A 24,089-nucleotide genomic window follows, 5' to 3' on the forward strand; every position below is an offset into this window, starting at 1 on the left:
GGGGCGGGGCCGCCTGCGGGCGGTGGCCGCTACTTCAGGCGCTCCTCGATGCGCTCCCGCATGGTTTTCATGGTGAACCCCTTGGGATCCACCTTGCCCGGCTGCCACTCCAGGTGGCCGATCACCGAGCGCTGGGTCCAGCCGTGATGGCGGCAGATGGCCGCCGAGACCTTTTCGATGGCTTCCAGCTGAGCGTCCGTCCACGGATCCTCGCCGTCGCCGAGGTTCTCGCACTCGAAGCCGTAGAAGTGGCGGTTTCCGTCGGTGTTCGCCTCGTTGTCCGGCGGGAGCGCCTTCTCGGCGATGACCGCACGCAGGACGTCGTCGTCGCCGAGGCCGGCGTGGTTGGCGCGGCCGTACCCGACGAGGTGGACGCGGCCGTCCTTGGTGATGACGCCGTGGCAGAGCGGGCCGGGCAGGGAGGGGTGCCCGTCGCGGCAGATCTCCACCGTCCGCTTGCTGCCCGATGTGACCGTGTGATGGATCATTACGCCGTGCACGGGGCCCCACGGCCCCTTGTGGTTGCGGTTGTGGTGAGGCCAGTCGCCGACTTCGACGACCGTGACGCCTTCGTCCTTGAGCGCGTCGAGGAACGTGCCTGCGGACATGGGTGGGGCCATGGCCTACTCCTTCGCGGAGCACGACGGCCGCCGGTCGCGCACCGTCTTGTACGGCGCTTTTACCCGAACCGACGGTGCCCGGACCAGCCGTTCGCAGTTATTCCGTGGCTGTTCGGGCACCGTGCGAGTCGAATGCGTCAGCCGCGCTGGTCGCCGCCGTGCAAAAACGCGTCGCCGTTCGCCGCGATGTGGGCCTCCAGTGCCTGAAGTGCCTGCTGGGTGGCCTGGGGGGTGCCCTGGCCCTGCTGCTGCGCGTAATACGCGGCGCCCAGCTTCTTCAGGAGGTCGCCGCCCGTGCGCTGCGCCTGGACCTCGTCGATCTTCTGCTTGCCCTGGTTGAGTCCGCGCTGCGCCTGTTCCTTGGCGCGATCCAGGAAGCCTGCCATTGCCGTCTCCTACGGATTGGTGCGGAGTGGTGCATATCGGTACAGATGCTATCCGTCGTTGTGTCCTGTTCAACGGGTGCGCGGATCTTGAGGTTCCCCGGAGGCGCGGGCGGATGCCCCGTCCTCGCGTGATCCAACCCCGCTCGTTTGTGTAATGGCGCGAGCACGTTCCGTGCTGGAAGGCTTGTCGGCGCAGATCAGCGCTTGAGCGGGAGGCATCGCAAATGTCGGTAGGCGAAGAGGTCCGTGCGGAGCAGGCCGAGCCGCAGCAGAGCTTGGGCACATCAGCCGCACGGAATCTGGCCACCACCACCAAGTCCGTGCCGCAGATGCAGGAGATCAGCTCCCGCTGGCTCCTGCGGACGCTGCCTTGGGTGCAGGTGCAGGGCGGTACGTATCGCGTGAACCGGAGGTTGAGTTACTCGGTCGGCGACGGCCGCGTGACATTCGTGAAGACCGGGGACCGGGTGCAGGTCATCCCCGCCGAGCTCGGCGAGCTGCCGGTCCTCAGGGACTATGAGGACACCGAGGTCCTGGGTGAGCTGGCCCAGCGCTGCCAGCAGCGCGAGTTCGCCCCCGGTGCCGTCATCACGTCCTTCGGGAGCCGCGCCGACGAGGTGTTCCTGCTCGCGCACGGCAGGGTCGAGAAGATCGGCACCGGTCCGTACGGCGACGACACGGTCCTCGGCTCCCTCGCCGACGGGTCGTACTTCGGCGAACAGGCACTGCTCGACCCCGAGGCCATCTGGGAGTACACGACGCGCGCGGTGACCGCGTGCACCGTGCTCACGCTGCCCCGCCAGGACCTGGAGCAGATCGCCGAGCGCACGGACTCGCTGCGCGAGCACCTCCAGCGGCTGCGGGCCATCCCGGCCCAGCGGACGAACAACTTCGGCGAGGCGCCCATCGACCTCTCCGCGGGCCACGTCGGCGAAGCCGTGCTGCCGGGCACCTACGTGGACTACGAAGCGGCACCGCGTGAGTACGAACTCAGCGTCGCCCAGACCGTCCTGCGCGTCCACACGCGCGTGGCCGACCTCTACAACCAGCCGATGAACCAGACCGAGCAGCAGCTGCGGCTGACGGTCGAGGCGCTCAAGGAGCGCCAGGAGCACGAGCTGATCAACAACCGCGAGTTCGGGCTGCTCAACAACTGCGAGTACGACCAGCGGCTGCAGCCGCACGACGGCGCGCCGACCCCTGACGACCTGGACGAACTGCTCAGCCGCAGGCGGGATTCGAAGCTCTTCCTGGCGCATCCGCGGGCGATCTCGGCGTTCGGCCGCGAGCTCAACAAGCGCGGACTCGTGCCGGAGACCATCGAGATGGCGGGCAGCCGCATCCCCACCTGGCGCGGGGTGCCGATCTTCCCGTGCAACAAGATCCCGATCAGCGAGGCCCGCACCACCTCGATCATCTGCATGCGTACGGGCGAGGAGGAGCAGGGTGTCGTGGGCCTGCATCAGGTCGGTCTCCCGGACGAGATCGAGCCGAGCCTGTCCGTGCGCTTCATGGGCATCAGCGAGCAGGCGATCATGTCGTATCTCGTGTCGACCTACTACTCCGCCGCGGTCCTCGTGCCGGACGCGCTGGGCATCCTGGAGAACGTCGAGATCGGCCGCTGGAGTTGAGGCCGTGTCTGTGGGCGTGCTGCCGGGTACACCCCTTGCGTACACGCCCACAGGCCCAGGAAACGCCACCGTCCGCATCCTCCCCGGGGTGAGTTCATGACGGACACGACGACGGACATGACGGAGATGGCGCAAGGCCCCGCAGAACAGGGGCCCACCCAAGAGTTCGAGACTCACGACCAGCACGGAGGGTACGAAGCGTCCGAAGCGGCGGAACTTCTGACGGCGGCGCGGCTGCGCGTCGACCCTGAGGTGCGCAGGGCGGTCGACTCGCTGCCCCCGGCGATGCGCCGCATCGCGCGCTATCACTTCGGCTGGGAACACGCGGACGGCGCACCGGCGGCCGGACACGCGGGCAAGGCGATCAGGCCTGCGCTGGTGCTCGCCGCGGTGCGGGCGCTCGGCGGGGAGCAGGCCATGGCCGTCAGGGCCGCGGCGGCAGTGGAGCTGACCCACAACTTCACCCTGCTGCACGACGACGTCATGGACCGCGATCCCACCCGCAGGCACCGGCCCACCGCCTGGGCCGTGTTCGGCGAACCCGACGCGATCCTGGCCGGTGACGCGTTGCAGGCGCTCGCGCAGCGGCTGCTCGCCGAGGACCCGCATCCCGGTGCCTGTGAGGCGGCCGCCCGGCTCGCGGCCTGCGTGGTGGAGCTCTGCGCGGGCCAGCAGGCGGACAGCACCTTCGAACGGCGCGGCCCGGCCGAGGTCACGCTCGACGAGTGCCTCGCCATGGCCGAGGCCAAGACGGGAGCGCTGCTCGGCTGCGCCTGTGCCCTCGGGGCGCTGTACGCGGGTGCGGGGCGCAGTGAGGTGGACGCGCTCGACGGGTTCGGCCGCGAGGCGGGGCTCGCCTTCCAGCTCATCGACGACGTGATCGGCATCTGGGGCGACCCCGGGCACACCGGAAAGCCCGCCCGTGCCGACCTCGCGGCCCGCAAGAAGTCCCTGCCGGTGGTCGCGGCCCTGGCTTCCGGCACCCCGGCCGCCGCCGAACTGGCCGTGCTGTACGGACAGCCGTCGACCGGCCCCGGGGACGACGGCGAGCTGGAGCGCATGGCGCATGCCGTCGAGGCGGCCGGCGGCAAGGACTGGGCGCTGATGCACGCCGCCGACCGGATGTCCCGCGCGCTCAACCAGCTCTCCCGCGCGGTGCCGAACCCGGAGGCGGCCGGCAGCCTTCTGACGCTCGCGGAGTTCGTGACGCGGCGTACGTACTGAACGAGGCGCGACTGATGAGCCCCGCACCCCGCCGAGAACCGGTCAGGGGGCGGGGCTCACCCGTGTGCTCGGTCCGGATCGCCTAGGCTGCAACCGAAGCAACCGGTCGTGCGTCACACGCAGTTGAACTGCGTCAATTGTGGTTGAACGTGGTCCGGGGGCAGGTCGAGGGGCAAAAGGGGCGGGCTGTGGGCGTAGTGATCCGGAGGGCCGGGGAGAGCGACAGGACGCACGTGGTCCGGTTGCTCGACGAGGCGTTCCAGGACGATCCGGTGAGCAGCTGGGTCTTCCCCGGCGAGGAGCACCGCCGCCGCAGGCACGGGGCCCTGATGGAAGCCTTCTTCGACCTCGCGCTGAGCGAGGGCTTCGTCGACGTCACGCAGGACGGTACGGCCGTCGCGCTGTGGTGGTCCGTCCCCGCGGGCGAGGACGAGGGTGCCGAGGAAGGCCCCGCGCAGCTTCGCGCCGCGGTCGACCCGGACAACGAGCGGGTCGAGGAGATAGGCCGCCTCACCGGTGAGGCGCACCCGACCGACCGGCCCCACCAGTATCTGCACATGATCGGCGTGAGCCCGGAGCGGCAGGGCGAAGGGCTCGGCACGGCGCTGATCGAAGCCGTGCTCGAACGGTGCGACCGGGAGGGGCTGCACGCCTATCTGGAGGCGAGCAACAGCCGCAGCCGCGCGCTGTACACACGGCTCGGGTTCCACTTCACCGGACATGCCATCGATCTGCCGGACGGCCCGCAGCTGTGGCCGATGTGGCGGGAGCCCCGGCCCTTCGTCACGGACGGTGGCGAGACGAGTCGGTTCGCGTAAAGTCTTTGCAGCACCTCTGTGTTGCCCGTAGACACGCCGAAGGGGGGGCGCGAGCTCCATGTCCCGCGAAATGTCCCGCGAAACGACCCGAGAAGTGTCCGGCGAAATGACCCGTGAAGTGACCGGTGCAGTGACCGGTGATACGTCTCGCGAACGACGTCTGGCGGAGGCGTTCGTGGAGGTGGCTGACTCCTTGAACGGCGTCTTCGACGTCGCCGCGTTCCTGCAGAGCCTGGCCGTGCGCTGCGTGGAACTGCTCGGCGTTTCGGCGGCGGGCGTCCTGCTGGCCGACTCGCAGGGCGAGTTGCGGCTCGTCGCCTCGTCCGGCGAGCACACCTGGGTGCTCGATCTGTTCGCCCTGCAACAGGAACAAGGGCCGTGCCTGGACTGCTACCGCTCGGGGTCGGCGCACACGAACATCGCCCTCGGCGGTCTGGAGGCGACCACCGTCTGGCCGGAGTTCTCGACGCGCGCCAGGGCGGCGGGCTACGAGATGACGCAGGTGCTTCCCCTGCAACAGGGCGATCAGATGCTCGGCACGCTCAACCTGTTCCAGGCGAAGCCGCGGGTGCTGAGCCCCGACGAGGTCGCGCTCGCCCAGGCCCTCGCGGACGTCGCCGCGATCGCCATCGTCCAGCGCCGCTCCCTGGAACGCAGCGAGACGGAGCGCGGCCAGTTGCAGGAGGCGCTCACCAGCCGGGTCGCCATCGAGCAGGCCAAGGGCGTACTCGCCGAGCGCTGGCGGTGCACCGTCGACGACGCCTTCGGGGCGCTGCGACGCCATGCGCGGGCGAACCGGATGAGGCTCGCGGAGTGCGCGCGACAGGTGGTGGCGGGCGAGCTCGACACGGAGGGAATCCGCCGGCCCTAGGCACGCGGTCCGCGCTGACAGCGGGCGGCGGCGGGCGGCGGTGGGCTTTCCGGCCCGCGTCGCCCGCCATATTCTCGGCGCATGGGCAGCGATGGGCGCCGGTCCGGCCCCCGCCCGCAGAGCGAGCCGGTGTGCGCGAGCTGCGGACGTCCCGTCGGTACGGCCATCAAGCGGCGCAAGACACTCGGGGTGTTCGTCCCCGTCTGGGGACCCGGCCCGTGCCGCAATCCGCAGTGCGACGCGTGTGCGGAAGAACCCGGGAAACGCGGGAAGCGCGGCAGGCGCGGGCGACGCGGCAGGCGGGAAGAACGCGGGGAGGCCGGATCGGTCGCTGCCGAAGCCGAAGTCGGCCCCGAAGCCGGGGAAGAGGCCGGGGCGGGAGCCGAGACCGCACCGGCTTGCTCCGATGGTGACTGAAGCTCAGAGACCTTGCCGGTGCGCACAGCACTTCTCCGCCCTCGTGCTTCCCCGCGGCCTCATTGTTCTACTAGGATGCGAACAATGGAGGTTTCCATGAATCAGTCTGCTCGCTCGTCCAAGGGCCCCAACCGCCCCAGTCACCCCAACCGCCCCCGCATCGCCCTGCTCGCCGCGCTGCCCTTCGTGCTCGGGCTCGTCGCCGACCTGGCCGTGTACGTGAGGGTCCGTGATCAGTTGCCCGATCGGCTGGCCCGGCACTTCGGTGCCGACGGCGAGGCGGACGGCTTCGTCGGGCACGGCGGGTTCCTCGCGATGCTCGTGGGGATGTTCGTCGTGCTCGGCGCGATCAGCGCCTTCCTCGCGGTGAGGAGCGACTTCGCCACCTACCGGCGCGGGCTGCGAGGACTGGTCGCGATCGTGTACGCGACCTCCGCGTTTCTGGCCTGGCCGATGGGTGCGAGCCTGCTCGCCAACCGCGGCACCGCCGACGGCGCGGCGGCGCAGTTCCCCCTGTGGCACCTCGCCGTCGCGGTCGCGGTCGCCGCGCTCGCGGCGGGAGCGGGCGCGGCGACCGCGGGGCTCGTGCCGCTGCCCGACGCGCGTCCGCCGCTCGGTGCGGACGAGCAGGCGGGGTCCGGCCGCATCGATCTGGGGCGCGACGAGGTCGCCGGGTGGGTACGGCAGACGGGCTCCCGGCTGCTGAGCGGGACGGGCATCGCGCTGGCGGTCGCGGGCGTCGCAACCCTGTGGCTGCCGGACGGGGGCTGGGTGACGCCGCTGTCCTTGTTCGTCCCCGGAATTCTGGTCGCCGCCCTCGCGCGGGCCTGTGTCACCGTGGACCGGCGCGGGCTCACGGTGTCGTCGGGCCTTGTGCCGTGGCCGCGCATCCGGTTGCCGCTCGACCGCATCGAGCGCGCGGACACCCGCCGGATCAGCGCCTTCGCGGACTACGGGGGCTGGGGATACCGCATCGTCCCCGGACGCTCCGGCGTCATCATGCGGTCGGGCGAGGCGCTGGTCGTGCGCCGGGCCAACGGAAACGACTTCGCCGTCACCGTCGAGGACTCCGCGACGGCAGCCGCGCTCCTCAACACGCTGGTGGACCGCGAGGCATCCGCCCGGGACGGGCGACACTGACGCCATGTTGTTCCGGATCGATACGACATCAGCGGTGCCCCTCGGCGACCAGATCGCCGCCTGCGCGCGCCGCGCGGTCGCCGACGGCTCGGTACGCCCGGGCGAGCGGCTGCCCTCCGCGCGGCTGCTCGCCGACTCCCTCGGGGTCAACGTCCATACGGTGCTGCGTGGTTACCAGCGGCTGCGCGAGGAGGGCCTGATCGAACTCCGGCGGGGGCGCGGTGCGATCGTCGTGGACGGCGCGGTGGCACAGGCGCGGGCTCAACTGGGTGAGCGCGTACGGGCGTTCGTCGCGGACGCGCTGGAGCTCGGGCTCTCGGAGGACGAGGTGCGTTCCCTGGTGGACACGGCGCTCAGGACCTGACGGCAGGTACGGCTTGACGGCAGGTACGGACTGGCGGCAGGTATGGTCCGACGGTTCCGGTGCGTGAGTCGCCCGGGGAGGGGACGGACCGATGGGGCTGCGGGGGATGACCCGGTGGGCTGTTGCGGGCGTTGTGGCGGTGGGGATCGCGGGGTGCGGTTCCGAGCCGCCCGGGGGAGGGGCGGGAGGCGCCGGTGTGCCCTCCGTGCGGGAAGAGAAGGACCTGCCCGAACTGCCGCTTGAGCGCTACGAGTTCAGTACGCGGGACAGCGAGCGTCAGACGGAGGCGCAGGAGCGCATGACGCGGACCTGTATGCGCAAGCGCGGCTTCGAGGACTTTCCCCTCCGTCCCGCGCGGCCGGAGATGGCCAACTCGCTTGCGATGGTCGCGGTGGCGATGCCGTCGTACCCGTACGGGACGCTCGACCTCGACGGCGCCCGCCGCTGGGGCTACGGCTGGGAACCGGCGCGATCCCGGACCGACGCCCGGTGGCCCGAGGGGCGTGCCGTGCGCGAGGAGGAGCAGGAGGCGCTCTACGGCCGGGGCGGCAAGCGTGCGAGCGGCTGTGCGAACAGCGGTGCCGAGCGCCTCACCGAAGGCGTACGGGACAAGACGCGCATGTACACGTACGTCTCGGAGCGGAGCCGGCGCCTGGACAAGGTGATCGCCAAGGACAAGCGGGTCCGCGAAGCTCTCGACACCTGGTCCGACTGCCTGGAGAGCAAAGGCGTCAAGCGCTACAGGACGCCGTACGACGCGTTCGGCGACAAGGCGTGGAGCCGCGGGAACGACCACGGCGGCAACACCGACCGGTCAGCGAAGGAGCGGGCCACGGCGACCGCGGACGTCGAGTGCAAGCGGGAGCACAACACGGCCGGAGTGTGGTGGGCGGTGCGCGAGGAGAAGCAGCGTGAAGACGTGGCCCGCCACAAGGACACGTACGAGGCGGTGCGCGCGGACCAGAACCGGCTGCGGGCCAACGTGAAGCGAGTGCTGGGGGAGCGGTAGCGCCCGCCCGAGTCACAAGAAGCATCGGTAGCGCCCACCCGCATCACAAGAAGCAGCGGTAGTGCCCACCCGCATCACAAGAAGCAGCGGACAGTTGCATTATGGGCGGATGGACATGACCGAGCTTGACGTACTTCCGTCGGCCGTCGACGCCGATCAACTGCTTGCCCTCGCCGACGGCCACCACTCCCGTACCGCACGGCCCCTCGGCGTCCGGGAGGCCGGCGGGCATCTGGTGAAGGCGTACGCAGTCGAGGCGCCGGGGCGGAAGGTGACCGGGCAGGACGAGGAGTCCGCGCTCGCGATCGCGGGGGCGCACCTGGGGCTCGGTCGTGCGCGCGGGTCGGTCGGGCTCGCCGTACTGATCGTGCACGCGGGCGGTGACGGCGACTATGTGCTCGTGCAGAGCTGGATCGAGGGGTACATGTCGGACCTCGCCGTCTTCACCGGGCCCGCCGGTGACCCCGGGCGGCTGCGGCCGGGACGGGCCGGTCTCGCGCCCTGTGTGTGGGAGGCGGCCGTGCTCACGCACGAGCGCGACGCGTACGTGCGGTGCGTGCTCGACGGGGGCGGGACCCTCGCGGAGCGGCTCTCCGCGTGGGGCAAGGACGTCATCGAGGGGGACCTGCGGTGACGTACGACAGATCGCGCACACAGGACGGCGAAGAGCCCGGCGCATCCCCCCGCGCACAGGACGGCGAGCAGAACGGCGAAGCCCCCCGCATCCGCCACGCCCGCCCCGCCGACCTCCCCCGCATCGTCGAACTGATCGCCGAGCACGCCGCGTACGAGAAGGGCGCGCCGCCCGCCCCCGGCCTCGACCGGCGGCTGGACGCCATGCTCTTCGGGGAGCCGGACCCGCGTCTGCGCTGCCTGGTGGCCGAGCTGCCCGGCGGCGAGGTCGTCGGCTATGCCACGTGCGCGCCGCAGATCTCCACCTGGGACGGCACCGAGTACCTGCACATGGACTGCCTCTTCCTGCGTGACGGGCACCGGGGCCTCGGCCTCGGCGAGCGCCTGACGGACGCGGTGGCGGCCCAAGCACGCGCCTTGGGCCTCCCCGAGGTCCAGTGGCAGACGCCCGCGTGGAACGAGGGCGCGATCCGCTTCTACGGCCGTATCGGCGCCGAAGCCCGGGAGAAGGTGCGCTTCACCTGGCCGATGGAGCAGCAGGCCCCGGAACCGGTGACGAAGCAGGCCCCCGAGCCCGTGGCGCCGCAGGCCCCCGAGGCCGTGGCGCCACCGGCCCCCGAGCCGCCGCTGCCCTTCGACGCGGTGTTCTGCGACCTCGACGGCGTGATCCGCTTCTACGACATGTCGGAGCTGGAGGCGATGGAGCGCGCCGCCGGTCTCCCGCACGGCAGTACTGCCGAGATCGCCTTCGCGCCCGAGACCGATCTGCCGCTGATGCTCGGGCGCTCCGGCAGGGAGGAGTGGGTGGCGGCGATCGCGCGCGGCCTCGCGGACCGCGTGCCGTACGAGCGCGGTCACGCCCTGGGCACCGCGCTCGCCGGAGCCGGGTTCTCCGCCGACGCCACCGTGGTCGACCTGCTCCGGCGGGCCCGCACGCACCTGCATGTGGCGCTCGTGACGAACGCGACCCCCTGGCTCGACGAGGACCTGGCCGAACTCGGCATCGCCGGACTCGCGCACACGGTGGTCAGCAGCGCCGGAGTCGGCAGCGTCAAACCGGACCGCCGGATCTACGAGATCGCCCTGGAGCGGACCGGGGTCCCCGCTGAGCGCTGTCTGTTCGTCGACGACCGCAAGGAGAACGTGGACGCGGCGGTCGCGCTCGGCATGACGGGGCTCCACTACAAGGGACCCGACGACCTGCGGGAGGCGCTGGCACCGATCCTCGGCCGGGACTGACCCCGGCCCCGGCCCTGGTCCGCCCCGCCCCCGGCAGGCTCACCTCACCTCACCTCACCTCACCCCACCGTCCACCGCCCGCCCCGCATCAACTCCCGTCCCACCAGCTCATCGGCCTCGCGCCACGCCTGGATCCGCTGCGGAGTGATGCGGAAGTAGGTGTACACGGTGTCGAGCTTGCGCGGGTCGAACTCCGTCCGCTCGGCGAAGGCGTCGAGGTCATCGGAGGTCAACTCGCCCTCGCCGAGAGCGCGTACGGTCCCTTCGATCATCACGACGTCGCGGGTCGGCCCGACGCCGACCCGCGCCTTGCCGGACGCCCGGAGATTGCGGCCGGTGACGCTGCTGGCCGGAGTGGCCACGAGCAGGGCCTCGCCGGTCCACTGGAAGGACAGCGGGATCAGGTACGGGGTGCCGCTGTCGGCGTCGGCGGTCGCCACCCAGGCGTCGACGTCGTGGGTGAGGCGGTGCAGGACGTCCTGCTTGCGCTGCTCGGGCGGGCGCGGTGCGCTCATTGCTGTTCTCCTCCAAGTGGCAGGGGGTGGCGGATGGACCATAACCAGGCTCGGGCGCTCAGCGCCTGACTCCCGCCACTTCTCGCAGATACTCCTTGCGGCAGAGCGGGTTGCGGTCGGTGCGCGGCCGGGCGGGGGCCTCGCCCTGGACCGCCCTGTACCGCTCGAAGGAGGACTCCAGCTCGCCCTCGCCGCGCGTCAGCGAGGGCAGCAGCTGCTCCAGCTCGTGCACGCGGGCAGCGGGAATCTCGCCGTCGACGACGTACGAGGTGCCGCGCGCCGTCTGGGTGTGCGGCACCGCCCGCAGCCGGGAGAGCGCGGGCAGGAGCGTGCCGAACACGTCGTCGGGGACGCTGAGCCGGAAGCGGTGCAGCGGCTCGTGCACCTCGGTGCCCGCCCGCCGCAGCGCGCCGAGCAGCACCAGCGGGGTCAGCTGCCGGAAGTCCCCGGCCGTGCTCGACATGCTCTTGTCGAAGGTGCCGTGCGCGTGGCTCTGCCGGGGCCAGTAACCGGAGTGCGTCATGGTGACGACACAGTCACTCACCTCCCACCCGTGGACCCCCTGCGCCAGCGTCTCGCGCACGGTCTCCTCGACGGCACGGAAGAACGCGTACGGCATCGATCCGAGCTCGATCTCCAGGCGGAACTCCACGCCGGAATCCGGCGGTCCGGGATCGACGCGCAGCCCGACGGTGGCCAGGAAGGGGTTGTCGTCCTTGTCGATGATCTCGTACGCGGAACCGCTGCCCGTCACGCGCTCCACGCAGATGGTGGTGGTCTCGCGGAACGTGACGTCGATCCCGTACTCGTCGAGGAGGGTCGCCTGGATGACTTCCTTCTGGACCTCGCCGTACAGCGACACGTACACCTCCTGGCGGAGGTCGTCCTGCCGCAGATCGATCAGCGGGTCCTGCTCGGCGAGCTGGGCGAGCGCGAGATGCAGCGCGCCCTTGTCGCCGGGGCGGGCGGGGACGACGACGGTCTCCAGGGTGGGCGGCGAGAAGTGGTGCCGGCCGGCACTCCTCCCCGACGCGTGCGGTACGCCGACGGCATCACCGATCCGGACGTCGCCGAGCCCCCACACCTTCCCGATCTGCCCCGCGCGGACACTTTCGCGCGGGGCGGCGGACCCTTGGTCGAAGACGCTGACCGCGGTGACCTTGCCCTCGCGCCCGCCGCCGAACGGCAGCCGGTCCCGCGTGCGCAGAGTCCCCGCGAACATCCGCACGTACGCGACCTTCTCCCCGGCGCTCCCGCGCTCGACCTTGAACACGGTGCCGGACACGGGATCGCCGGCCCGCAGCGCCCCGTCCTCGGAGGGCAGCAACTCCCGGATGCCCGACATGAGTTCGCCGATGCCCGCGCCGGTGGCGGCCGAGCCGAAGAACACCGGGTGGACGAGGGCCCGCGCGGTCTGTGCGCCGAGTTCGGCGCGCAGCCGCTCGGGGGAGAGCCCCGCCTCGTCCTCGACGTACGCGCAGAGCAGGGCGTCGTCGTGCGCGGCGAGTACGTCGACGAGGCGGGCGGTGAAGGCGGGATCACCGGCGGCGCGGGGCACGAACGCCCCTTCGCGGCCGCCGAGGCCGGTGACCGTCCCCATGGGCACGATGTCCGGCACGAGCCGTTCCGCGATGTCGCGCAGCAGATCCTCGTGGCGCGCGCCGCGTCGGTCGATCTTGTTCACGAAGACGAGCGTGGGGATGCGGAGCCGCCGAAGGGTCCGCATGAGCACCCTGGTCTGCGCCTGGACGCCCTCGACGGCGGAGACGACGAGTACGGCGCCGTCGAGCACGCTGAGCACCCGTTCCACCTCGGCGATGAAGTCCGGGTGGCCGGGGGTGTCGATGAGATTGACGGTGACGTCGTCGACGGCGAAGGAGACGACGGCGGATTTGATCGTGATCCCGCGCTGCCGTTCCAGGGCCAGTGAGTCGGTCTGGGTGTTTCCGGCATCGACGCGACCGATCTCGTCGATGACACCGGCGGCGTGCAGAAGCCGCTCGGTCAGGCTGGTCTTCCCGGCGTCAACGTGCGCCAGGATCCCCAGGTTCAGGGTCTTGGATGTGCTCGACGTATGCACGAAGTGTCATGTCCTCTGGGTTGATGGCAATTCCCTTCTGGCTGGACATGAACGAACGGCGCATTGCGTCTCCTCGACGGGTCTAGGCGTACGGAGAGTGCAGCAGGGCCCGGCCGCCCCGGCAACTGATTTATCCGGCGGCGCGACGGCACGGAGCGCGGCTAATCTCCGGTCATGCTCACCGCCGCACTCGCGTTCGCGGGCGTCGCCGCGATCATCAACGTCACGCCGGGCCTGGACACGCTCCTGGTCCTGCGCACGTCCGTGGCCCACGGCCGGGACGGCGGCTTCGCCGCGGCGCTCGGCATCCTCACCGGGTGCCTGGCCTGGGGGCTGGCCACCGCGATCGGCCTGACGGCACTGCTCACGGCATCGCATCTCGCGTACGACGCCCTGCGCATCGGGGGCGCCGTCTACCTGGCATGGCTCGGCGGGACGGCGCTGTGGCGCTCCCGCCGCCGGGCGGGGAACGGGCAGGTACGGGCGCGCGGCGATGAGACGGCGGCCGAACCGGCGGCACCCCGGGACCGCTGGGCGGCCTTCCGCGCGGGGCTCGGCACGAACCTGCTCAACCCCAAGGCCGGTCTCTTCTACATGAGCCTGATCCCGCAGTTCATCCCCGCGGGCGCACCGGTGTTCGGCACGACACTGCTGCTCACGGCGATCGACCTGGTCGAACTCGCCCTCTGGTACTGGATCGTCACCTACGCTGCCGCCGCTCTCGGCGAACGCATGCGCCGCCCGTCGTTCCGCCGCCGTCTGGAACAGCTCAGCGGGGTGGCGTTCCTGGGCTTTGCCGCGAACCTCGCCCTGCACGACCGGGCCTGAGAACGGTACGGGGAATGCCGAAAGCACCCGGCTCCGCGCGGATGCCGGGTGCTTTCGTCTGTACTGAAGGGACTAAAAGCCTGAGGTCAGGCCTTCTTGGTCTCCCAGAAGATCTTGTCGATCTGGGCGATGTAGTCCAGCGCCTTCTGGCCCGTGGCCGGGTCCGACGAGCCCTTGGCGGCCGAGAGGGCCTTGAGGGTGTCGTTGACCAGCTGGTGCAGCTCCGGGTACTTCTCGAAGTGCGGGGGCTTGAAGTAGTCGCTCCAGAGCACCGACACGTGGTGCTTGGCGAGCTCCGCGCGCTGCTCCTTGATGCCGATGGCACGCGTCTGGAACTGCGCGTCGTCGTTGCCGGCCATCTTCTCCTGGACGGCCTTGACCGACTCCGCCTCGATACGGGCCTGAGCCGGGTCGTACACGCCGCAGGGCAGGTCGCAGTGGGCGCTGACCTTTACCTTGGGGGCAAACAGGCGGGAAAGCATGCAGCGGTCCTTCCTCGTGATCGTCTTCTCAGGTGGGACATTACTCCGTGAGAGACGTGTTTTCGCGAGTGCCCCCATGGGCTTAGGTCAAAAGTCCGGGGACGGACTCGTACTGGTGGAGGATAGGACCGGGGAGGTGCCGGTGATGCCGGAGCTGTCGCAGGAGAGCGAACGGAGAAGGTCCGTCTTGCCGTTGGGCGCGGCAGAGGTGACCGGTCCGTCGATGGTGCCCACGCTTTACCACGGGGACCGTCTGGTGGTGCAGTGGGGCGCACGGGTCCGAGCGGGTGACGTGGTGGTGCTACGCCATCCGTTCCAGCAGGACCTGCTGGTGGTCAAGCGCGCCGCGGAGCGGCGCGAGGGCGGCTGGTGGGTGCTCGGGGACAACGCGTACGCGGGAGGGGACAGCACGGACTACGGCACGGTGCCCGAGGAACTCGTCCTGGGGAAGGTGCGGTTCCGCTACCGCCCGCCCCGGTTCGCGTCCGGTCAGCGCTCGCCGTTGGCCCTGCTGCGCTGGGCCGTCTCGGCGGCGCGGCCCGTGCTGGCCGACCGGTCCGTCTCCAGGCGCTTGCGGGCGCGGTAGGCGGCGACGTTGGCGCGGGTCGCGCAGCGGTCCGAGCAGTAGCGCCGGGAGCGGTTCGTCGACGTATCGAGATAGGCGTTGCGGCAGGGCGCCGCCTCGCACAGGCCGAGGCGGTCGACGCCGTGCTCGGTGAGGTGGAAGGCCAGGCCCATCGCGGCGATCGCGGCGTACCCGGACGTCGCGTTCGACGGGTGGTCCGCCAGGTGCATGTGCCACAGCGGGTTGCCGTCGTCGTCGCGGTCGTCGTGGCCCGAGATCTGCGGGCTGACCGGGAACTCCATGAGCAGTGAGTTCAGCAGGGAGACCGCGAGGGTCTCGTCGCCGCCGTCGGCCGCTTCGAAGACCGCCCTGAGCCTGGCCCGCACCGAGCGGAAGCGGGTGACGTCGGAGTCCGTGGCGCGGCGCGCGGCCTGCGAACTGCCTCCGAACAGCTCACGGACGGCCTCGACCGACGTCAGCGTGTCCTTGTTGCGACCCGGCTCCTCGCTGTTGACCAGACGTACGGCGTAGTCCGAGTAATAGGCCAGTTCCACTTGTAGTCCTTACCGGGGCGGGCTATCTTCGTCAGTGCGTGAGTAACGGTTGCGCGTAGTTCGAGGGTATTACGAGAGCGTATTACGTACGGGAGGGCTTCTGATGACGGAAACGGTGTCCGGAACCGACTGGCGGGCCTGGCAGGACAGCTGGGACCGGCAGCAGGAGTGGTATCTGCCCGACCGCGAGGAGCGGTTCCGGGTGATGCTGGACATGGTCGAGGCCGTCGTCGGCACCGAGCCGCGCGTCCTCGACCTCGCGTGCGGTACGGGGAGTATTACGGACCGGCTGCTCAAGAGGTTCCCGAACGCGGTCAGCACCGGCGTCGACCTCGACCCCGCGCTCCTGGCCATCGCCGAGGGCACCTTCGCCGGGGACGACCGCGTCACGTTCGTCACCGCGGACCTCAAGGACCCCGACTGGACGGCGCAGCTCCCCTACGACGCGTACGACGCGGTCCTGACCGCCACCGCCCTGCACTGGCTGCACAGCGAACCCCTCACCACCCTCTACGGGCAGATCGCGGGCGTCGTGCGGGACGGCGGCGTCTTCATGAACGCCGACCACATGCCCGACCCCGCGACGCCCCGCCTGAACGACGCCGACCGCGCCCAGCGGCACGCCCGCATGGACCGGGCCAAGGCCGAGGGCGCCGTGGACTGGAAGGAATGGTGGCAGCTCGCCGCCGAGGACCCGGTCCTCGCCGGACCCACCGCCAAGCGCTTCGAGATCTACGGCGAGCACGCGGACGGCGACACCCCGCCGCCCGAGTGGCACGCGCGCACACTGCGCGACGCGGGCTTCGGCGAGGCACGGACGGTGTGGTCCTCGCCGTCCGACGCGATGGTGCTCGGCCTGAAGTAGCGTGCACACGCGAGACCTGAAGCGGTGCGCACACGCGAGAGGGGCGGTACGGACATCAGATCCGTACCGCCCCTCGCGTGTACCTGCTAGAGGACCTTCGACAGGAACGACTGGGTCCGCTCCTGCTGCGGGTTCGTCAGGACGTCGCGCGGGTGCCCGGACTCGACCACCACGCCCTCGTCCATGAAGACGAGGCTGTCGCCGACCTCGCGCGCGAAGCCCATCTCGTGCGTGACGACGATCATCGTCATGCCGGACTCCGCGAGGTCGCGCATGACGTCGAGCACGTCACCGACCAGCTCCGGGTCGAGCGCGGACGTCGGCTCGTCGAAGAGCATGAGCTTCGGCTCCATCGCCAGCGCGCGGGCGATCGCCACGCGCTGCTGCTGGCCGCCCGAGAGCTGCGAGGGGTAGTTCTTCGCCTTGTCGGCCAGGCCCACGCGCTCCAGAAGCTGGCCGGCGCGTTCCCGCGCCGCCGACTTCGTCTCGCCCTTGACCTGGACCGGCGCCTCCATGATGTTCTCGATGGCGGTCAGGTGCGGGAAGAGGTTGAAGCGCTGGAAGACCATGCCGATGTCCCGGCGCTTGAGGGCGACCTCGCTGTCCTTGAGCTCGTACAGCTTGTCCCCCTTCTGCCGGTAGCCCACCAGGTCGCCGTCGACGTAGAGCCGCCCGGCGTTGATCTTCTCCAGGTGGTTGATGCAGCGCAGGAACGTCGACTTGCCGGAGCCCGAGGGGCCGATGAGGCAGAAGACCTCGCCCGACTTGACCTCCAGGTCGATGCCCTTGAGGACTTCGACGTTGCCGAAGGACTTGTGGACGCCTTCGGACTTCACCATGGCGGTGGTCATCAGCGCACACCTCCCGCGCGGTTGCCGAGGGACAGCATGTTGGCCTTGATCTTCTGGAACGGGGTGTCGGGCAGGGTGCGCGACGAACCGCGCGCGTAGTAGCGCTCCAGGTAGTACTGACCGACGCTGAGGATCGACGTCATGATCAGGTACCAGCACGCGGCGAGCAGCAGGGTCTCCACCGTCGCGCCCGACGAGGTGCCGATGTCCTGGGCGTACCGCAGGAGTTCGTAGTACTGGACCGCGGCGACGAGCGACGTCGTCTTCAGCATGTTGATGACTTCGTTGCCCGTCGGCGGCACGACCACGCGCATCGCCTGCGGAAGAACGATCCGGCGCAGCGTCTTGCCGTGGCTCATGCCGAGCGCGTGCGAGGCCTCGGTCTGGCCCTCGTCGACAGAGAGCAGACCGGCGCGGCAGATCTCCGCCATGTACGCGGCCTCGTTGAGACCCAGGCCGAGCAGCGCCGTCAGGAACGGCGTCATGAAGTCCGACCACTCGTCCTTGTAGACGGGGCCGAGGTTCACGTAGTCGAAGACGAAGCCGAGGTTGAACCAGACGAAGAGCTGGACCAGGACCGGCGTACCGCGGAAGAACCAGATGTAGAACCAGGCGATCGACGACGTCACCGGGTTCCGGGACATCCGCATCACGGAGAGCAGGACACCGCCGACCACGCCGATGAGCATCGACAGGGCCGTCAGGATCAGGGTCTCGCGCACGCCCCGCAGAATGCGGTCGTCGAAGAAGTTGTCGGGAATCGCGTTCCAGTTGATGTCGCCCTGGGAGAACGCGTAGACGATCGCGCCGAGCGCCGCGATGGCGGCGAGCGCGGCGACGTACCGTCCGTAGTGCCGGACGGGGATGGCCTTGATGGCCTCGGGGCGGGAGGACGGTGGTGTGTCCTCAGGCCCCTTCTTGGAGATGTCGGTAGTCACAGGGGTGGCCTTTCAGCGCCGGGTCGCGGTCACTTGCCGCCGTTGATCTTGGCTGCCTCGACCGCGCCGTCCTCGACGCCCCACTTCGCGATGATCTTCTCGTACTCGCCGTTCTTGATGATCGCGTCGAGTGCGGCCTTGATCGCGTCGCGCAGCTCCGGGTTCTTCTTGGAGATCGCGATGCCGTACGGAGCGGCCTCGACCTGCTCGCCGACCAGCTCGAAGTCCTTGCCGCCGCCCGAGGTCTTCACCGCGTACGCGGCGACCGGGAAGTCGGAGGAGCCCGCGTCCGCGCCGCCGGAGCGCAGTCGGGTCTGGGCCTGCTGGTCGTTGTCGAAGGACTCGATGGCGATCTTCTTGCCGCTCTTGCACTTCTTCGACTCGGCCTTGGCCAGGTCGTGCGAGACGGTGCCGCGCTGGACAACGATCTTCTTGCCGCAGAGGTCGGACCAGGTCTTGATGCCCTGGTCATCGCCCTTCTTGGTGTAGATCGAGACGCCGGCCGTGAAGTAGTCGACGAAGTCGACGCCGGTGCCGATCTTCTTGCCGGTCTCCTCGTCGACGCCTTCCTGGCGGTTCTTGGTGTCGGTCATGGCCGACATCGCGAGGTCGTAGCGCTTGGAGCGCAGACCGCCGAGCAGGGTGTCGAAGGTGCCGTTGTCGAACTGGAACTCCACGCCGAGCTGCTTGCCGAGGGCGTCGCCGAGATCGGGGTCGATGCCGACGGTCTTGCCCGACTTGTCCTTGAACTCGACGGGCGGGTACGCGATGTCCGAACCGACCTTGATGACACCGGCGTCGCGGATTTCCTGGGGCAGCTTGTCGGCGAGCGGTGCGTTGCTCACCTTGCCGCTGCCCTCGTCCTTGCTCTTGGTCTGGTCACCGCAGCCGGTGAGCAGCAGCGCGCCGGCGACCGCGATCGCGCCGACCGTGGCCATCCGGGACTTCGCGGACTTACCGGCGGTGGTACGACAGATGAAGCTTGCGGTCATGAGGGTCCTCCGGCGGATGAGGGAGTTGCCGAGCGGTCGTGTGCACACACCTTCGGGTGTCGCGACCTCGTGTGATGACCGCATCTTGCCATTCGGACCGTCCGATTCTGGGTGCCGGTGATGTCAAAATCGGATAACGGGTGATCCCCGAACCCAGACAGGCCGGGACAACAGGGCCGTACCGACGGGGAACGAAGTACCGCCATTTGAGATCTTCCGTGAAACTCGGGGCAATCTCGCGATGTGGACCGACCGCGGGTGTACTTCGGAAAATTCGGGCATGGGGCCGTCGCCCGTTCTTGCTCCGACCACCGCTCCGTAATTGTGGGACCACTACAAGGACCTGGAGCACCAGAGGTAACCAATCCCACTCGCCCGTGCCCGCTGCCGTCAGGTAGAAAGGTGCGTTACACCCCTCATCCGGGGCCCGGAGCGCGTGTGCGGCGCGCTCGCGCGTCTGTACCTCCCCCCGCCGACAGGCGGGGCACAGACGCGGTGCCCGCCCACTTCTCAACCAGGAGTGGACACCCTCAACTGATGATTTAAGACTTAAGGGGTCAGACAAGTGGCAGCGGAGATCGTCAATCCTCGCAGCGACAGCGATACCGGTCACGAAGGCGAAGAAGAGCCCTTCGATCCGGCGTTCGCGCTGCACCGCGGCGGCAAGATGGCCGTCGAGGCCACCGTGCCGGTGCGGGACAAGGACGACCTGTCCCTGGCGTACACGCCCGGCGTCGCGAAAGTGTGCACCGCGATCGCCGAGCAGCCGGAGCTGGTGAACGACTACACGTGGAAGTCGAACGTCGTGGCCGTGGTCACCGACGGCACGGCCGTGCTCGGTCTCGGTGACATCGGTCCCGAGGCCTCCCTCCCCGTGATGGAGGGCAAGGCCATTCTGTTCAAGCAGTTCGGCGGCGTGGACGCGGTGCCGATCGCGCTCGCGACGACGGACGCGGACGAGATCGTCGACACCGTGGTGCGGCTCGCGCCGTCCTTCGGCGGCGTGAACCTCGAGGACATCTCGGCCCCGCGCTGCTTCGAGATCGAGCGCAAGCTCCAGGAGCGGCTCGACATTCCCGTCTTCCACGACGACCAGCACGGCACGGCGGTCGTGACGCTGGCGGCGCTGCGGAACGCGGCCCGGCTGACCGGGCGCACGCTCGGCGAGCTGCGTGCCGTGATCTCCGGCGCCGGTGCGGCCGGTGTCGCCATCGCCAAGTTCCTGCTCGAAGCGGGCCTCGGCGATGTGGCGGTCGCGGACCGCAAGGGCGTCGTGAGCCGGGACCGGGACGACCTCACCCCGGTCAAGCGTGAGCTCGCGGAGATCACCAACAAGGCCGGCCTCAGCGGTTCCCTGGAGAGTGCCCTCGCGGGTGCGGACGTGTTCATCGGCGTCTCGGGCGGCACCGTCCCCGAGCCCGCGGTCGCCTCCATGGCGCCGAACTCGTTCGTGTTCGCCATGGCCAACCCGAACCCCGAGGTGCACCCGGACATCGCCCACAAGTACGCGGCGGTCGTCGCGACGGGGCGTTCGGACTACCCGAACCAGATCAACAACGTGCTCGCGTTCCCCGGCATCTTCGCCGGTGCGCTGCAGGTGCGGGCCTCGCGGATCACCGAGACGATGAAGATCGCCGCGGCTGAGGCGCTGGCCGGCGTGGTGGGCGACGAGCTCTCCGCCGACTACGTCATTCCCTCGCCGTTCGACGAGCGGGTCGCCCCGGCCGTGACGGCCGCCGTGGCCGCGGCTGCCCGTGCGGAGGGCGTTGCCCGCCGCTGAGGCTCGCTCCTTCGGTGTGACACCGCGCCCCCGTCTCGTACGCACGTGTTGTGTACGGGGCGGGGGCGCGGCTGTGTACGGAGCGGGGGCGCGGCGGGTGTGGGGGGCGCGGCGCGTGTCACATTCGTGCGTGGTTACGTACGGGTAGGCCCGCGGCCTATCGTCGCCTCATGTTCGCCGCCTACGCCGCCCGCATCGACCGTGACCAGCCGCTCAGTGGCCTTGAGTTGGGGGAGCGTCCCGCCCCCGACGCCAGGTCCGGCTGGTCGACCGTGAAGGTCCGGGCCGCCTCCCTCAACCATCACGACCTGTGGTCCCTGCGCGGGGTCGGCCTCCCGGAGGGGAGGCTGCCGATGATCCTCGGCTGTGACGCCGCGGGGATCGACGAGGACGGCAACGAGGTCGTCCTGCACTCCGTCATCGGCCAGACCGGGTACGGGGTCGACGTCGGCGAGGGCCGCTCGATCCTCACCGAGAAGTACCAGGGGACGTTCGCCGAGCAGGTCTCCGTGCCCACGTGGAACCTGCTGCCGAAACCCAAGGAGCTGTCGTTCGCCGAGGCGGCCTGCCTGCCGACGGCCTGGCTGACCGCGTACCGCATGCTCTTCACCAACGCCGGTGTACGCCCCGGGGATTCGGTCCTCGTCCAGGGTGCGGGCGGCGGGGTCGCGACGGCCGCGATCGTGCTCGGAAAGGCGGCGGGGCTCCGGGTCTTCGCCACGAGCCGCGACGAGGCCAAGCGCAAGCGGGCCCTCGAACTGGGCGCGGTGGAGGCCGTCGAGTCCGGCGCGCGGCTGCCGCAGCGGGTGGACGCCGTCATCGAGACGGTGGGGGCGGCGACGTGGTCGCACTCCGTCAAGTCCCTCAAGCCGGGCGGCACTCTGGTGATCTCGGGCGCGACCAGCGGGGACCGCCCCTCGCACGCGGAACTGACGCGGGTCTTCTTCCTGGAGCTGAAGATCGTCGGCTCGACGATGGGGTCCAAGGACGAACTGGAGGACCTGCTCTCCTTCTGCGCCGCCACGGGCGTACGTCCCGTCATCGACGAGGTGCTGCCGCTCGACCGGGCGCGCGAGGGCTTCGAGCGCCTGGAGTCGGGCGACCTGTTCGGAAAGATCGTGCTGGAGGCCTGACGCTGCCGTTGCGTGTCAACCACCGTTGACACACCCTCCCTGTCAACGTAAGTTGACATGCATGACCGAAGCTACGGATCTCGCCGAGCGTGCGGGTGACCGTGACCCACGAGTCGGACTGCGGGCCGTCTCCGCGCTGCGGAGGCTGGTGGAGCAGTTGGAGGCCGTGCAGGTGCGCAGTGCGCGCTTGCACGGCTGGTCGTGGCAGGGGATCGCCGCGGAGCTCGGAGTGAGCAGGCAGGCCGTGCACAAGAAGTACGGGAGGCAGTGATGTTCGAGCGGTTCACGAAGGACGCCCGCGCCGTGGTCAAGGGCGCGGTGGAGCATGCCGAGGGCGAGGGCGCGCAGTCCGTCGACGACGGGCACATGCTGCTCGCCCTGCTCGACCGCGAGGCGAGCCGGGCATCCTTCGCCCTGGCCTCGCTCGGGGCCACGCGCCGCCGGGACTCGATCGAGGGCGCCCTGGGCGAGGCGCGGCGCCGCGGAGGCCTGTCGCAGGCCGATGCGCAGGCTCTGGCCGAGCTCGGCATCGACGTCTCCGAGATCGTCTCCCGCGTCGAGGAGACCCACGGCGTGGGCGCGCTGGCGGGCGCACGCAAGGGCGGCGGCAAGGGCGGCGGCAAGGGCGGCGGCAAGGGTGGAAGCAGGACCGGCGGCAGGGGCGGGCGCCCCGGCCGCGGCTGGTCCGGGCACCGGCCCTTCACCCGCGAGGCCAAGGACACCCTGGTGCGGTCCCTGCGCATCGCCACCGCCCACCGGGACCGGCACATCGGCGACGAGCACATTCTGTTCGCCCTGACCGCCCGCCCCGGCCCCGTCGGCGAGGTCCTCGCGGACCACGGCGTGACGCACGAAGCGGTGGAGAGGGTGCTGTACGGCGGGGGCGCCGCCGGGCAGGCCTGACGAGGCTGCTCCTGACGGGGCTGCTCCTGACGGGGCTGCTCCCGACGGGGCTGCTCTCGGCGGGCGGCGCCTCATGTGCCCGGCGGCGCTCCTCCCGCCGGCCGCCGGGGTCAGCTCTTCGGAGCGTGCAGGGTCGCCGCGATGTGGGCCGCCGCCGACGACAAGTGGCGGCGGGACTCGCGGAGTTGTTCCTCCGTCACCCCGTGATCGCGGGCCGCGTCGCGGATGTCGTCCCGGAAGCGGTCAAGGAGGCGGTCCAGATCGCGGGCCGGGTTGCCGGTGGAGTCCTCCTCGGCCCACTCCGGGACATACTCCGCGGGAACCTCGTCCTCACGGGCGCCCGTGAACTTGGGCTCCTCCGCGGCGGATCCCGAGCCCTTGCGGCCGAAGTCCTTGCCGGAGGCGCCTGCCGTGCCCGAGGCGCCTGCCGTGCCGGAGGTGCCTGCCGTGCCCGAGGCGCCCCCCGCGCCCACGTTCCTGCCGAATTCCGTGAACTCCTTGGCCAGTTCCGTCAGCCCCTCGCGGACCCCCGTCGGCCAGTCGCCCCGCGTGAAGTGGTCCTGCACCTGGTCCTGGACACGCCGTGCGATGCGCTGCACCTCTTCCTGCGCCTGGGCGCGCGCGGCCTCCTGCGCGTCCATGGCCTGGCGGCGGGCGCGCTGCGCGTCCTCACGGGCCCTGCGGGTCTCGTCCTTCGCGCGCCGCGCCTGCTCCTTCCACTCCTGCTTGGCGCGCTTGAACTCCTCCTTGGCCTGGCGCCAGCCCTCCTTGTCGCCCCAGGAGCCGTCGAAGAAGTCGGCGGGGTCGGGGAACGCCTTGCCCGAACCGGCGCCGCTCTTGTCCTCGGACGCGCCGCCGGCCGCGCGCGCCTCCTTGGCCGCCTCCCGCATCTCACGGCGGAGCTCACCGGCCGCACCCCGCACGCCGTCCCTGATCTCGGCGGCGAGCTCGGCGACGGAGTCACGGATCTCCAGCTCCAGATCGGCCAGCTCACCGCTGCGGTCGGCCAGTTCGGCGCGGCCCGCGTCCGTGATGGCGTACACCTTCCGGCCGCCCTCCGTGGTGTGCGTGACCAGGCCCTCGGCCTCCAGCTTGGCCAGGCGCGGATAGACCGTGCCCGCCGAGGGTGCGTAGAGCCCCTGGAAGCGCTCCTCCAGGAGGCGGATCACCTCATAGCCGTGGCGCGGAGCCTCGTCCAGGAGCTTGAGCAGGTACAGGCGCAGTCGGCCGTGGGCGAACACGGGGGCCATC

Annotated in this window: 26 protein-coding genes; 16 read left to right on the forward strand and 10 right to left on the reverse strand. The window is 70.4% G+C overall.

What is annotated here, in order from left to right; all coding sequences use genetic code 11:
- Positions 1–29: 29 nt before the first annotated feature.
- Positions 30–620: an N-acetylmuramoyl-L-alanine amidase gene (locus tag ABZ906_RS26050; protein ID WP_361181558.1), complete on the reverse strand. Its 591-nt coding sequence runs from the start codon at positions 618–620 to the stop codon at positions 30–32.
- 137 nt (positions 621–757) lie between these two features.
- A complete protein-coding gene (locus tag ABZ906_RS26055; RefSeq protein WP_361181556.1) occupies positions 758–1,006 on the reverse strand; it encodes a hypothetical protein in 249 nt (82 codons plus the stop codon).
- 224 nt (positions 1,007–1,230) lie between these two features.
- Between ABZ906_RS26055 and ABZ906_RS26060 the strand changes: the two genes are divergently transcribed.
- The 9 genes from ABZ906_RS26060 (at position 1,231) to ABZ906_RS26100 (ending at position 10,352) form a co-directional block, all read left to right on the forward strand.
- Positions 1,231–2,637, forward strand: coding sequence for a family 2B encapsulin nanocompartment shell protein (locus ABZ906_RS26060; protein ID WP_361181554.1), 1,407 nt, complete (start codon positions 1,231–1,233; stop codon positions 2,635–2,637).
- Positions 2,638–2,733: 96 nt separating this feature from the next.
- Complete coding sequence (locus ABZ906_RS26065) at positions 2,734–3,861, forward strand: family 2 encapsulin nanocompartment cargo protein polyprenyl transferase (RefSeq protein WP_361181552.1); 1,128 nt, start codon at positions 2,734–2,736, stop codon at positions 3,859–3,861.
- A gap of 188 nt (positions 3,862–4,049) precedes the next feature.
- Positions 4,050–4,679, forward strand: a complete 630-nt coding sequence (locus tag ABZ906_RS26070) for a GNAT family N-acetyltransferase (protein ID WP_361386415.1) — start codon at positions 4,050–4,052, stop codon at positions 4,677–4,679.
- 181 nt (positions 4,680–4,860) lie between these two features.
- Complete coding sequence (locus tag ABZ906_RS26075; protein ID WP_361386418.1) at positions 4,861–5,550, forward strand: GAF and ANTAR domain-containing protein; 690 nt, start codon at positions 4,861–4,863, stop codon at positions 5,548–5,550.
- Between the two features lie 513 nt (positions 5,551–6,063).
- On the forward strand, positions 6,064–7,107 hold the full coding sequence (locus tag ABZ906_RS26080; RefSeq protein ID WP_361386421.1) for a DUF1648 domain-containing protein: 1,044 nt from the start codon (positions 6,064–6,066) through the stop codon (positions 7,105–7,107).
- A gap of 4 nt (positions 7,108–7,111) precedes the next feature.
- Entirely contained in the window at positions 7,112–7,471 is a 360-nt protein-coding gene (locus ABZ906_RS26085; RefSeq protein WP_361386424.1) for a GntR family transcriptional regulator, read from the forward strand.
- Between the two features lie 196 nt (positions 7,472–7,667).
- Entirely contained in the window at positions 7,668–8,480 is an 813-nt protein-coding gene (locus tag ABZ906_RS26090) for a hypothetical protein (RefSeq protein WP_361386427.1), read from the forward strand.
- A gap of 109 nt (positions 8,481–8,589) precedes the next feature.
- Complete coding sequence (locus tag ABZ906_RS26095) at positions 8,590–9,114, forward strand: hypothetical protein (protein WP_361386429.1); 525 nt, start codon at positions 8,590–8,592, stop codon at positions 9,112–9,114.
- Positions 9,111–10,352 (forward strand): GNAT family N-acetyltransferase, encoded by a 1,242-nt coding sequence (locus ABZ906_RS26100; RefSeq protein ID WP_361386431.1) that lies wholly within the window; start codon positions 9,111–9,113, stop codon positions 10,350–10,352. Before ABZ906_RS26095 ends, ABZ906_RS26100 begins: the two co-directional genes overlap by 4 nt.
- 59 nt (positions 10,353–10,411) lie before the next feature.
- On the opposite strand, the gene ABZ906_RS26105 is transcribed toward ABZ906_RS26100, so the two are convergent.
- Positions 10,412–10,867 carry a pyridoxamine 5'-phosphate oxidase family protein gene (locus tag ABZ906_RS26105; RefSeq protein ID WP_361386434.1) on the reverse strand — a complete coding sequence of 152 codons (456 nt, stop codon included), beginning with the start codon at positions 10,865–10,867 and terminating at the stop codon, positions 10,412–10,414.
- A 58-nt stretch (positions 10,868–10,925) separates the two neighbouring features.
- Entirely contained in the window at positions 10,926–12,947 is a 2,022-nt protein-coding gene (locus tag ABZ906_RS26110; RefSeq protein WP_361386437.1) for a translation factor GTPase family protein, read from the reverse strand.
- A gap of 174 nt (positions 12,948–13,121) precedes the next feature.
- Here ABZ906_RS26110 and ABZ906_RS26115 point away from each other — a divergent pair, with 174 nt between their 5' ends.
- Entirely contained in the window at positions 13,122–13,775 is a 654-nt protein-coding gene (locus tag ABZ906_RS26115) for a LysE family translocator (RefSeq protein WP_361386440.1), read from the forward strand.
- A gap of 86 nt (positions 13,776–13,861) precedes the next feature.
- On the opposite strand, the gene sodN is transcribed toward ABZ906_RS26115, so the two are convergent.
- Positions 13,862–14,257, reverse strand: coding sequence for a superoxide dismutase, Ni (sodN, locus tag ABZ906_RS26120; RefSeq protein ID WP_190081992.1), 396 nt, complete (start codon positions 14,255–14,257; stop codon positions 13,862–13,864).
- A 145-nt stretch (positions 14,258–14,402) separates the two neighbouring features.
- On the opposite strand from sodN, the gene sodX reads away from it, so the two are divergent.
- Positions 14,403–14,843 carry a nickel-type superoxide dismutase maturation protease gene (gene sodX / locus ABZ906_RS26125; RefSeq protein ID WP_361386443.1) on the forward strand — a complete coding sequence of 147 codons (441 nt, stop codon included), beginning with the start codon at positions 14,403–14,405 and terminating at the stop codon, positions 14,841–14,843.
- Here sodX and ABZ906_RS26130 read toward each other — a convergent pair.
- A complete protein-coding gene (locus ABZ906_RS26130) occupies positions 14,747–15,376 on the reverse strand; it encodes a CGNR zinc finger domain-containing protein (protein ID WP_361181531.1) in 630 nt (209 codons plus the stop codon). The genes sodX and ABZ906_RS26130 overlap by 97 nt on opposite strands.
- 103 nt (positions 15,377–15,479) lie before the next feature.
- On the opposite strand from ABZ906_RS26130, the gene ABZ906_RS26135 reads away from it, so the two are divergent.
- Positions 15,480–16,241, forward strand: a complete 762-nt coding sequence (locus ABZ906_RS26135; RefSeq protein ID WP_361386446.1) for a class I SAM-dependent methyltransferase — start codon at positions 15,480–15,482, stop codon at positions 16,239–16,241.
- A gap of 86 nt (positions 16,242–16,327) precedes the next feature.
- Here the strand turns inward: ABZ906_RS26135 and ABZ906_RS26140 are convergent, their stop codons facing one another.
- The 3 genes from ABZ906_RS26140 to ABZ906_RS26150 are packed head-to-tail and all read right to left on the reverse strand — an operon-like array spanning position 16,328 to position 19,022.
- On the reverse strand, positions 16,328–17,080 hold the full coding sequence (locus tag ABZ906_RS26140; protein ID WP_361182445.1) for an amino acid ABC transporter ATP-binding protein: 753 nt from the start codon (positions 17,078–17,080) through the stop codon (positions 16,328–16,330).
- Between the two features lie 11 nt (positions 17,081–17,091).
- Positions 17,092–18,030 carry an amino acid ABC transporter permease gene (locus ABZ906_RS26145; RefSeq protein WP_361181527.1) on the reverse strand — a complete coding sequence of 313 codons (939 nt, stop codon included), beginning with the start codon at positions 18,028–18,030 and terminating at the stop codon, positions 17,092–17,094.
- Positions 18,031–18,059: 29 nt separating this feature from the next.
- Positions 18,060–19,022: an ABC transporter substrate-binding protein gene (locus ABZ906_RS26150; protein ID WP_361181525.1), complete on the reverse strand. Its 963-nt coding sequence runs from the start codon at positions 19,020–19,022 to the stop codon at positions 18,060–18,062.
- Positions 19,023–19,587: 565 nt separating this feature from the next.
- Here ABZ906_RS26150 and ABZ906_RS26155 point away from each other — a divergent pair.
- The 4 genes from ABZ906_RS26155 (at position 19,588) to ABZ906_RS26170 (ending at position 22,838) form a co-directional block, all read left to right on the forward strand.
- Positions 19,588–20,802, forward strand: a complete 1,215-nt coding sequence (locus ABZ906_RS26155; RefSeq protein WP_190081987.1) for an NADP-dependent malic enzyme — start codon at positions 19,588–19,590, stop codon at positions 20,800–20,802.
- 170 nt (positions 20,803–20,972) lie between these two features.
- Positions 20,973–21,935, forward strand: coding sequence for a zinc-binding dehydrogenase (locus tag ABZ906_RS26160; protein ID WP_361386449.1), 963 nt, complete (start codon positions 20,973–20,975; stop codon positions 21,933–21,935).
- A gap of 61 nt (positions 21,936–21,996) precedes the next feature.
- Positions 21,997–22,206, forward strand: a complete 210-nt coding sequence (locus ABZ906_RS26165) for a helix-turn-helix domain-containing protein (protein WP_361386452.1) — start codon at positions 21,997–21,999, stop codon at positions 22,204–22,206.
- Positions 22,206–22,838 (forward strand): Clp protease N-terminal domain-containing protein, encoded by a 633-nt coding sequence (locus ABZ906_RS26170; protein ID WP_361386455.1) that lies wholly within the window; start codon positions 22,206–22,208, stop codon positions 22,836–22,838. Before ABZ906_RS26165 ends, ABZ906_RS26170 begins: the two co-directional genes overlap by 1 nt.
- Positions 22,839–22,948: 110 nt before the next feature.
- Here ABZ906_RS26170 and ABZ906_RS26175 read toward each other — a convergent pair whose 3' ends face one another.
- Complete coding sequence (locus tag ABZ906_RS26175) at positions 22,949–24,088, reverse strand: PadR family transcriptional regulator (protein WP_361386458.1); 1,140 nt, start codon at positions 24,086–24,088, stop codon at positions 22,949–22,951.
- Position 24,089 lies beyond the last annotated feature (1 nt).

Source organism: Streptomyces sp. NPDC046925 (assembly GCF_040644915.1).
Taxonomy (GTDB): domain Bacteria; phylum Actinomycetota; class Actinomycetes; order Streptomycetales; family Streptomycetaceae; genus Streptomyces.

Excerpts from the sequence above, each read along its gene's own strand:
- ABZ906_RS26095 (WP_361386429.1), top strand. The coding sequence starts at position 8,590 with ATGGACATGACCGAGCTTGACGTACTTCCGTCGGCCGTCGACGCCGAT.
- ABZ906_RS26065 (WP_361181552.1), top strand. The coding sequence starts at position 2,734 with ATGACGGACACGACGACGGACATGACGGAGATGGCGCAAGGCCCCGCA.
- ABZ906_RS26165 (WP_361386452.1), top strand. The coding sequence starts at position 21,997 with ATGACCGAAGCTACGGATCTCGCCGAGCGTGCGGGTGACCGTGACCCA.
- ABZ906_RS26105 (WP_361386434.1), bottom strand. The coding sequence starts at position 10,867 with ATGAGCGCACCGCGCCCGCCCGAGCAGCGCAAGCAGGACGTCCTGCAC.
- ABZ906_RS26085 (WP_361386424.1), top strand. The coding sequence starts at position 7,112 with ATGTTGTTCCGGATCGATACGACATCAGCGGTGCCCCTCGGCGACCAG.
- sodX (WP_361386443.1), top strand. The coding sequence starts at position 14,403 with ATGCCGGAGCTGTCGCAGGAGAGCGAACGGAGAAGGTCCGTCTTGCCG.
- ABZ906_RS26060 (WP_361181554.1), top strand. The coding sequence starts at position 1,231 with ATGTCGGTAGGCGAAGAGGTCCGTGCGGAGCAGGCCGAGCCGCAGCAG.
- ABZ906_RS26160 (WP_361386449.1), top strand. The coding sequence starts at position 20,973 with ATGTTCGCCGCCTACGCCGCCCGCATCGACCGTGACCAGCCGCTCAGT.
- ABZ906_RS26135 (WP_361386446.1), top strand. The coding sequence starts at position 15,480 with ATGACGGAAACGGTGTCCGGAACCGACTGGCGGGCCTGGCAGGACAGC.
- ABZ906_RS26050 (WP_361181558.1), bottom strand. The coding sequence starts at position 620 with ATGGCCCCACCCATGTCCGCAGGCACGTTCCTCGACGCGCTCAAGGAC.
- ABZ906_RS26150 (WP_361181525.1), bottom strand. The coding sequence starts at position 19,022 with ATGACCGCAAGCTTCATCTGTCGTACCACCGCCGGTAAGTCCGCGAAG.
- ABZ906_RS26175 (WP_361386458.1), bottom strand. The coding sequence starts at position 24,088 with ATGGCCCCCGTGTTCGCCCACGGCCGACTGCGCCTGTACCTGCTCAAG.
- ABZ906_RS26055 (WP_361181556.1), bottom strand. The coding sequence starts at position 1,006 with ATGGCAGGCTTCCTGGATCGCGCCAAGGAACAGGCGCAGCGCGGACTC.
- sodN (WP_190081992.1), bottom strand. The coding sequence starts at position 14,257 with ATGCTTTCCCGCCTGTTTGCCCCCAAGGTAAAGGTCAGCGCCCACTGC.
- ABZ906_RS26170 (WP_361386455.1), top strand. The coding sequence starts at position 22,206 with ATGTTCGAGCGGTTCACGAAGGACGCCCGCGCCGTGGTCAAGGGCGCG.
- ABZ906_RS26140 (WP_361182445.1), bottom strand. The coding sequence starts at position 17,080 with ATGGTGAAGTCCGAAGGCGTCCACAAGTCCTTCGGCAACGTCGAAGTC.
- ABZ906_RS26115 (WP_361386440.1), top strand. The coding sequence starts at position 13,122 with ATGCTCACCGCCGCACTCGCGTTCGCGGGCGTCGCCGCGATCATCAAC.
- ABZ906_RS26080 (WP_361386421.1), top strand. The coding sequence starts at position 6,064 with ATGAATCAGTCTGCTCGCTCGTCCAAGGGCCCCAACCGCCCCAGTCAC.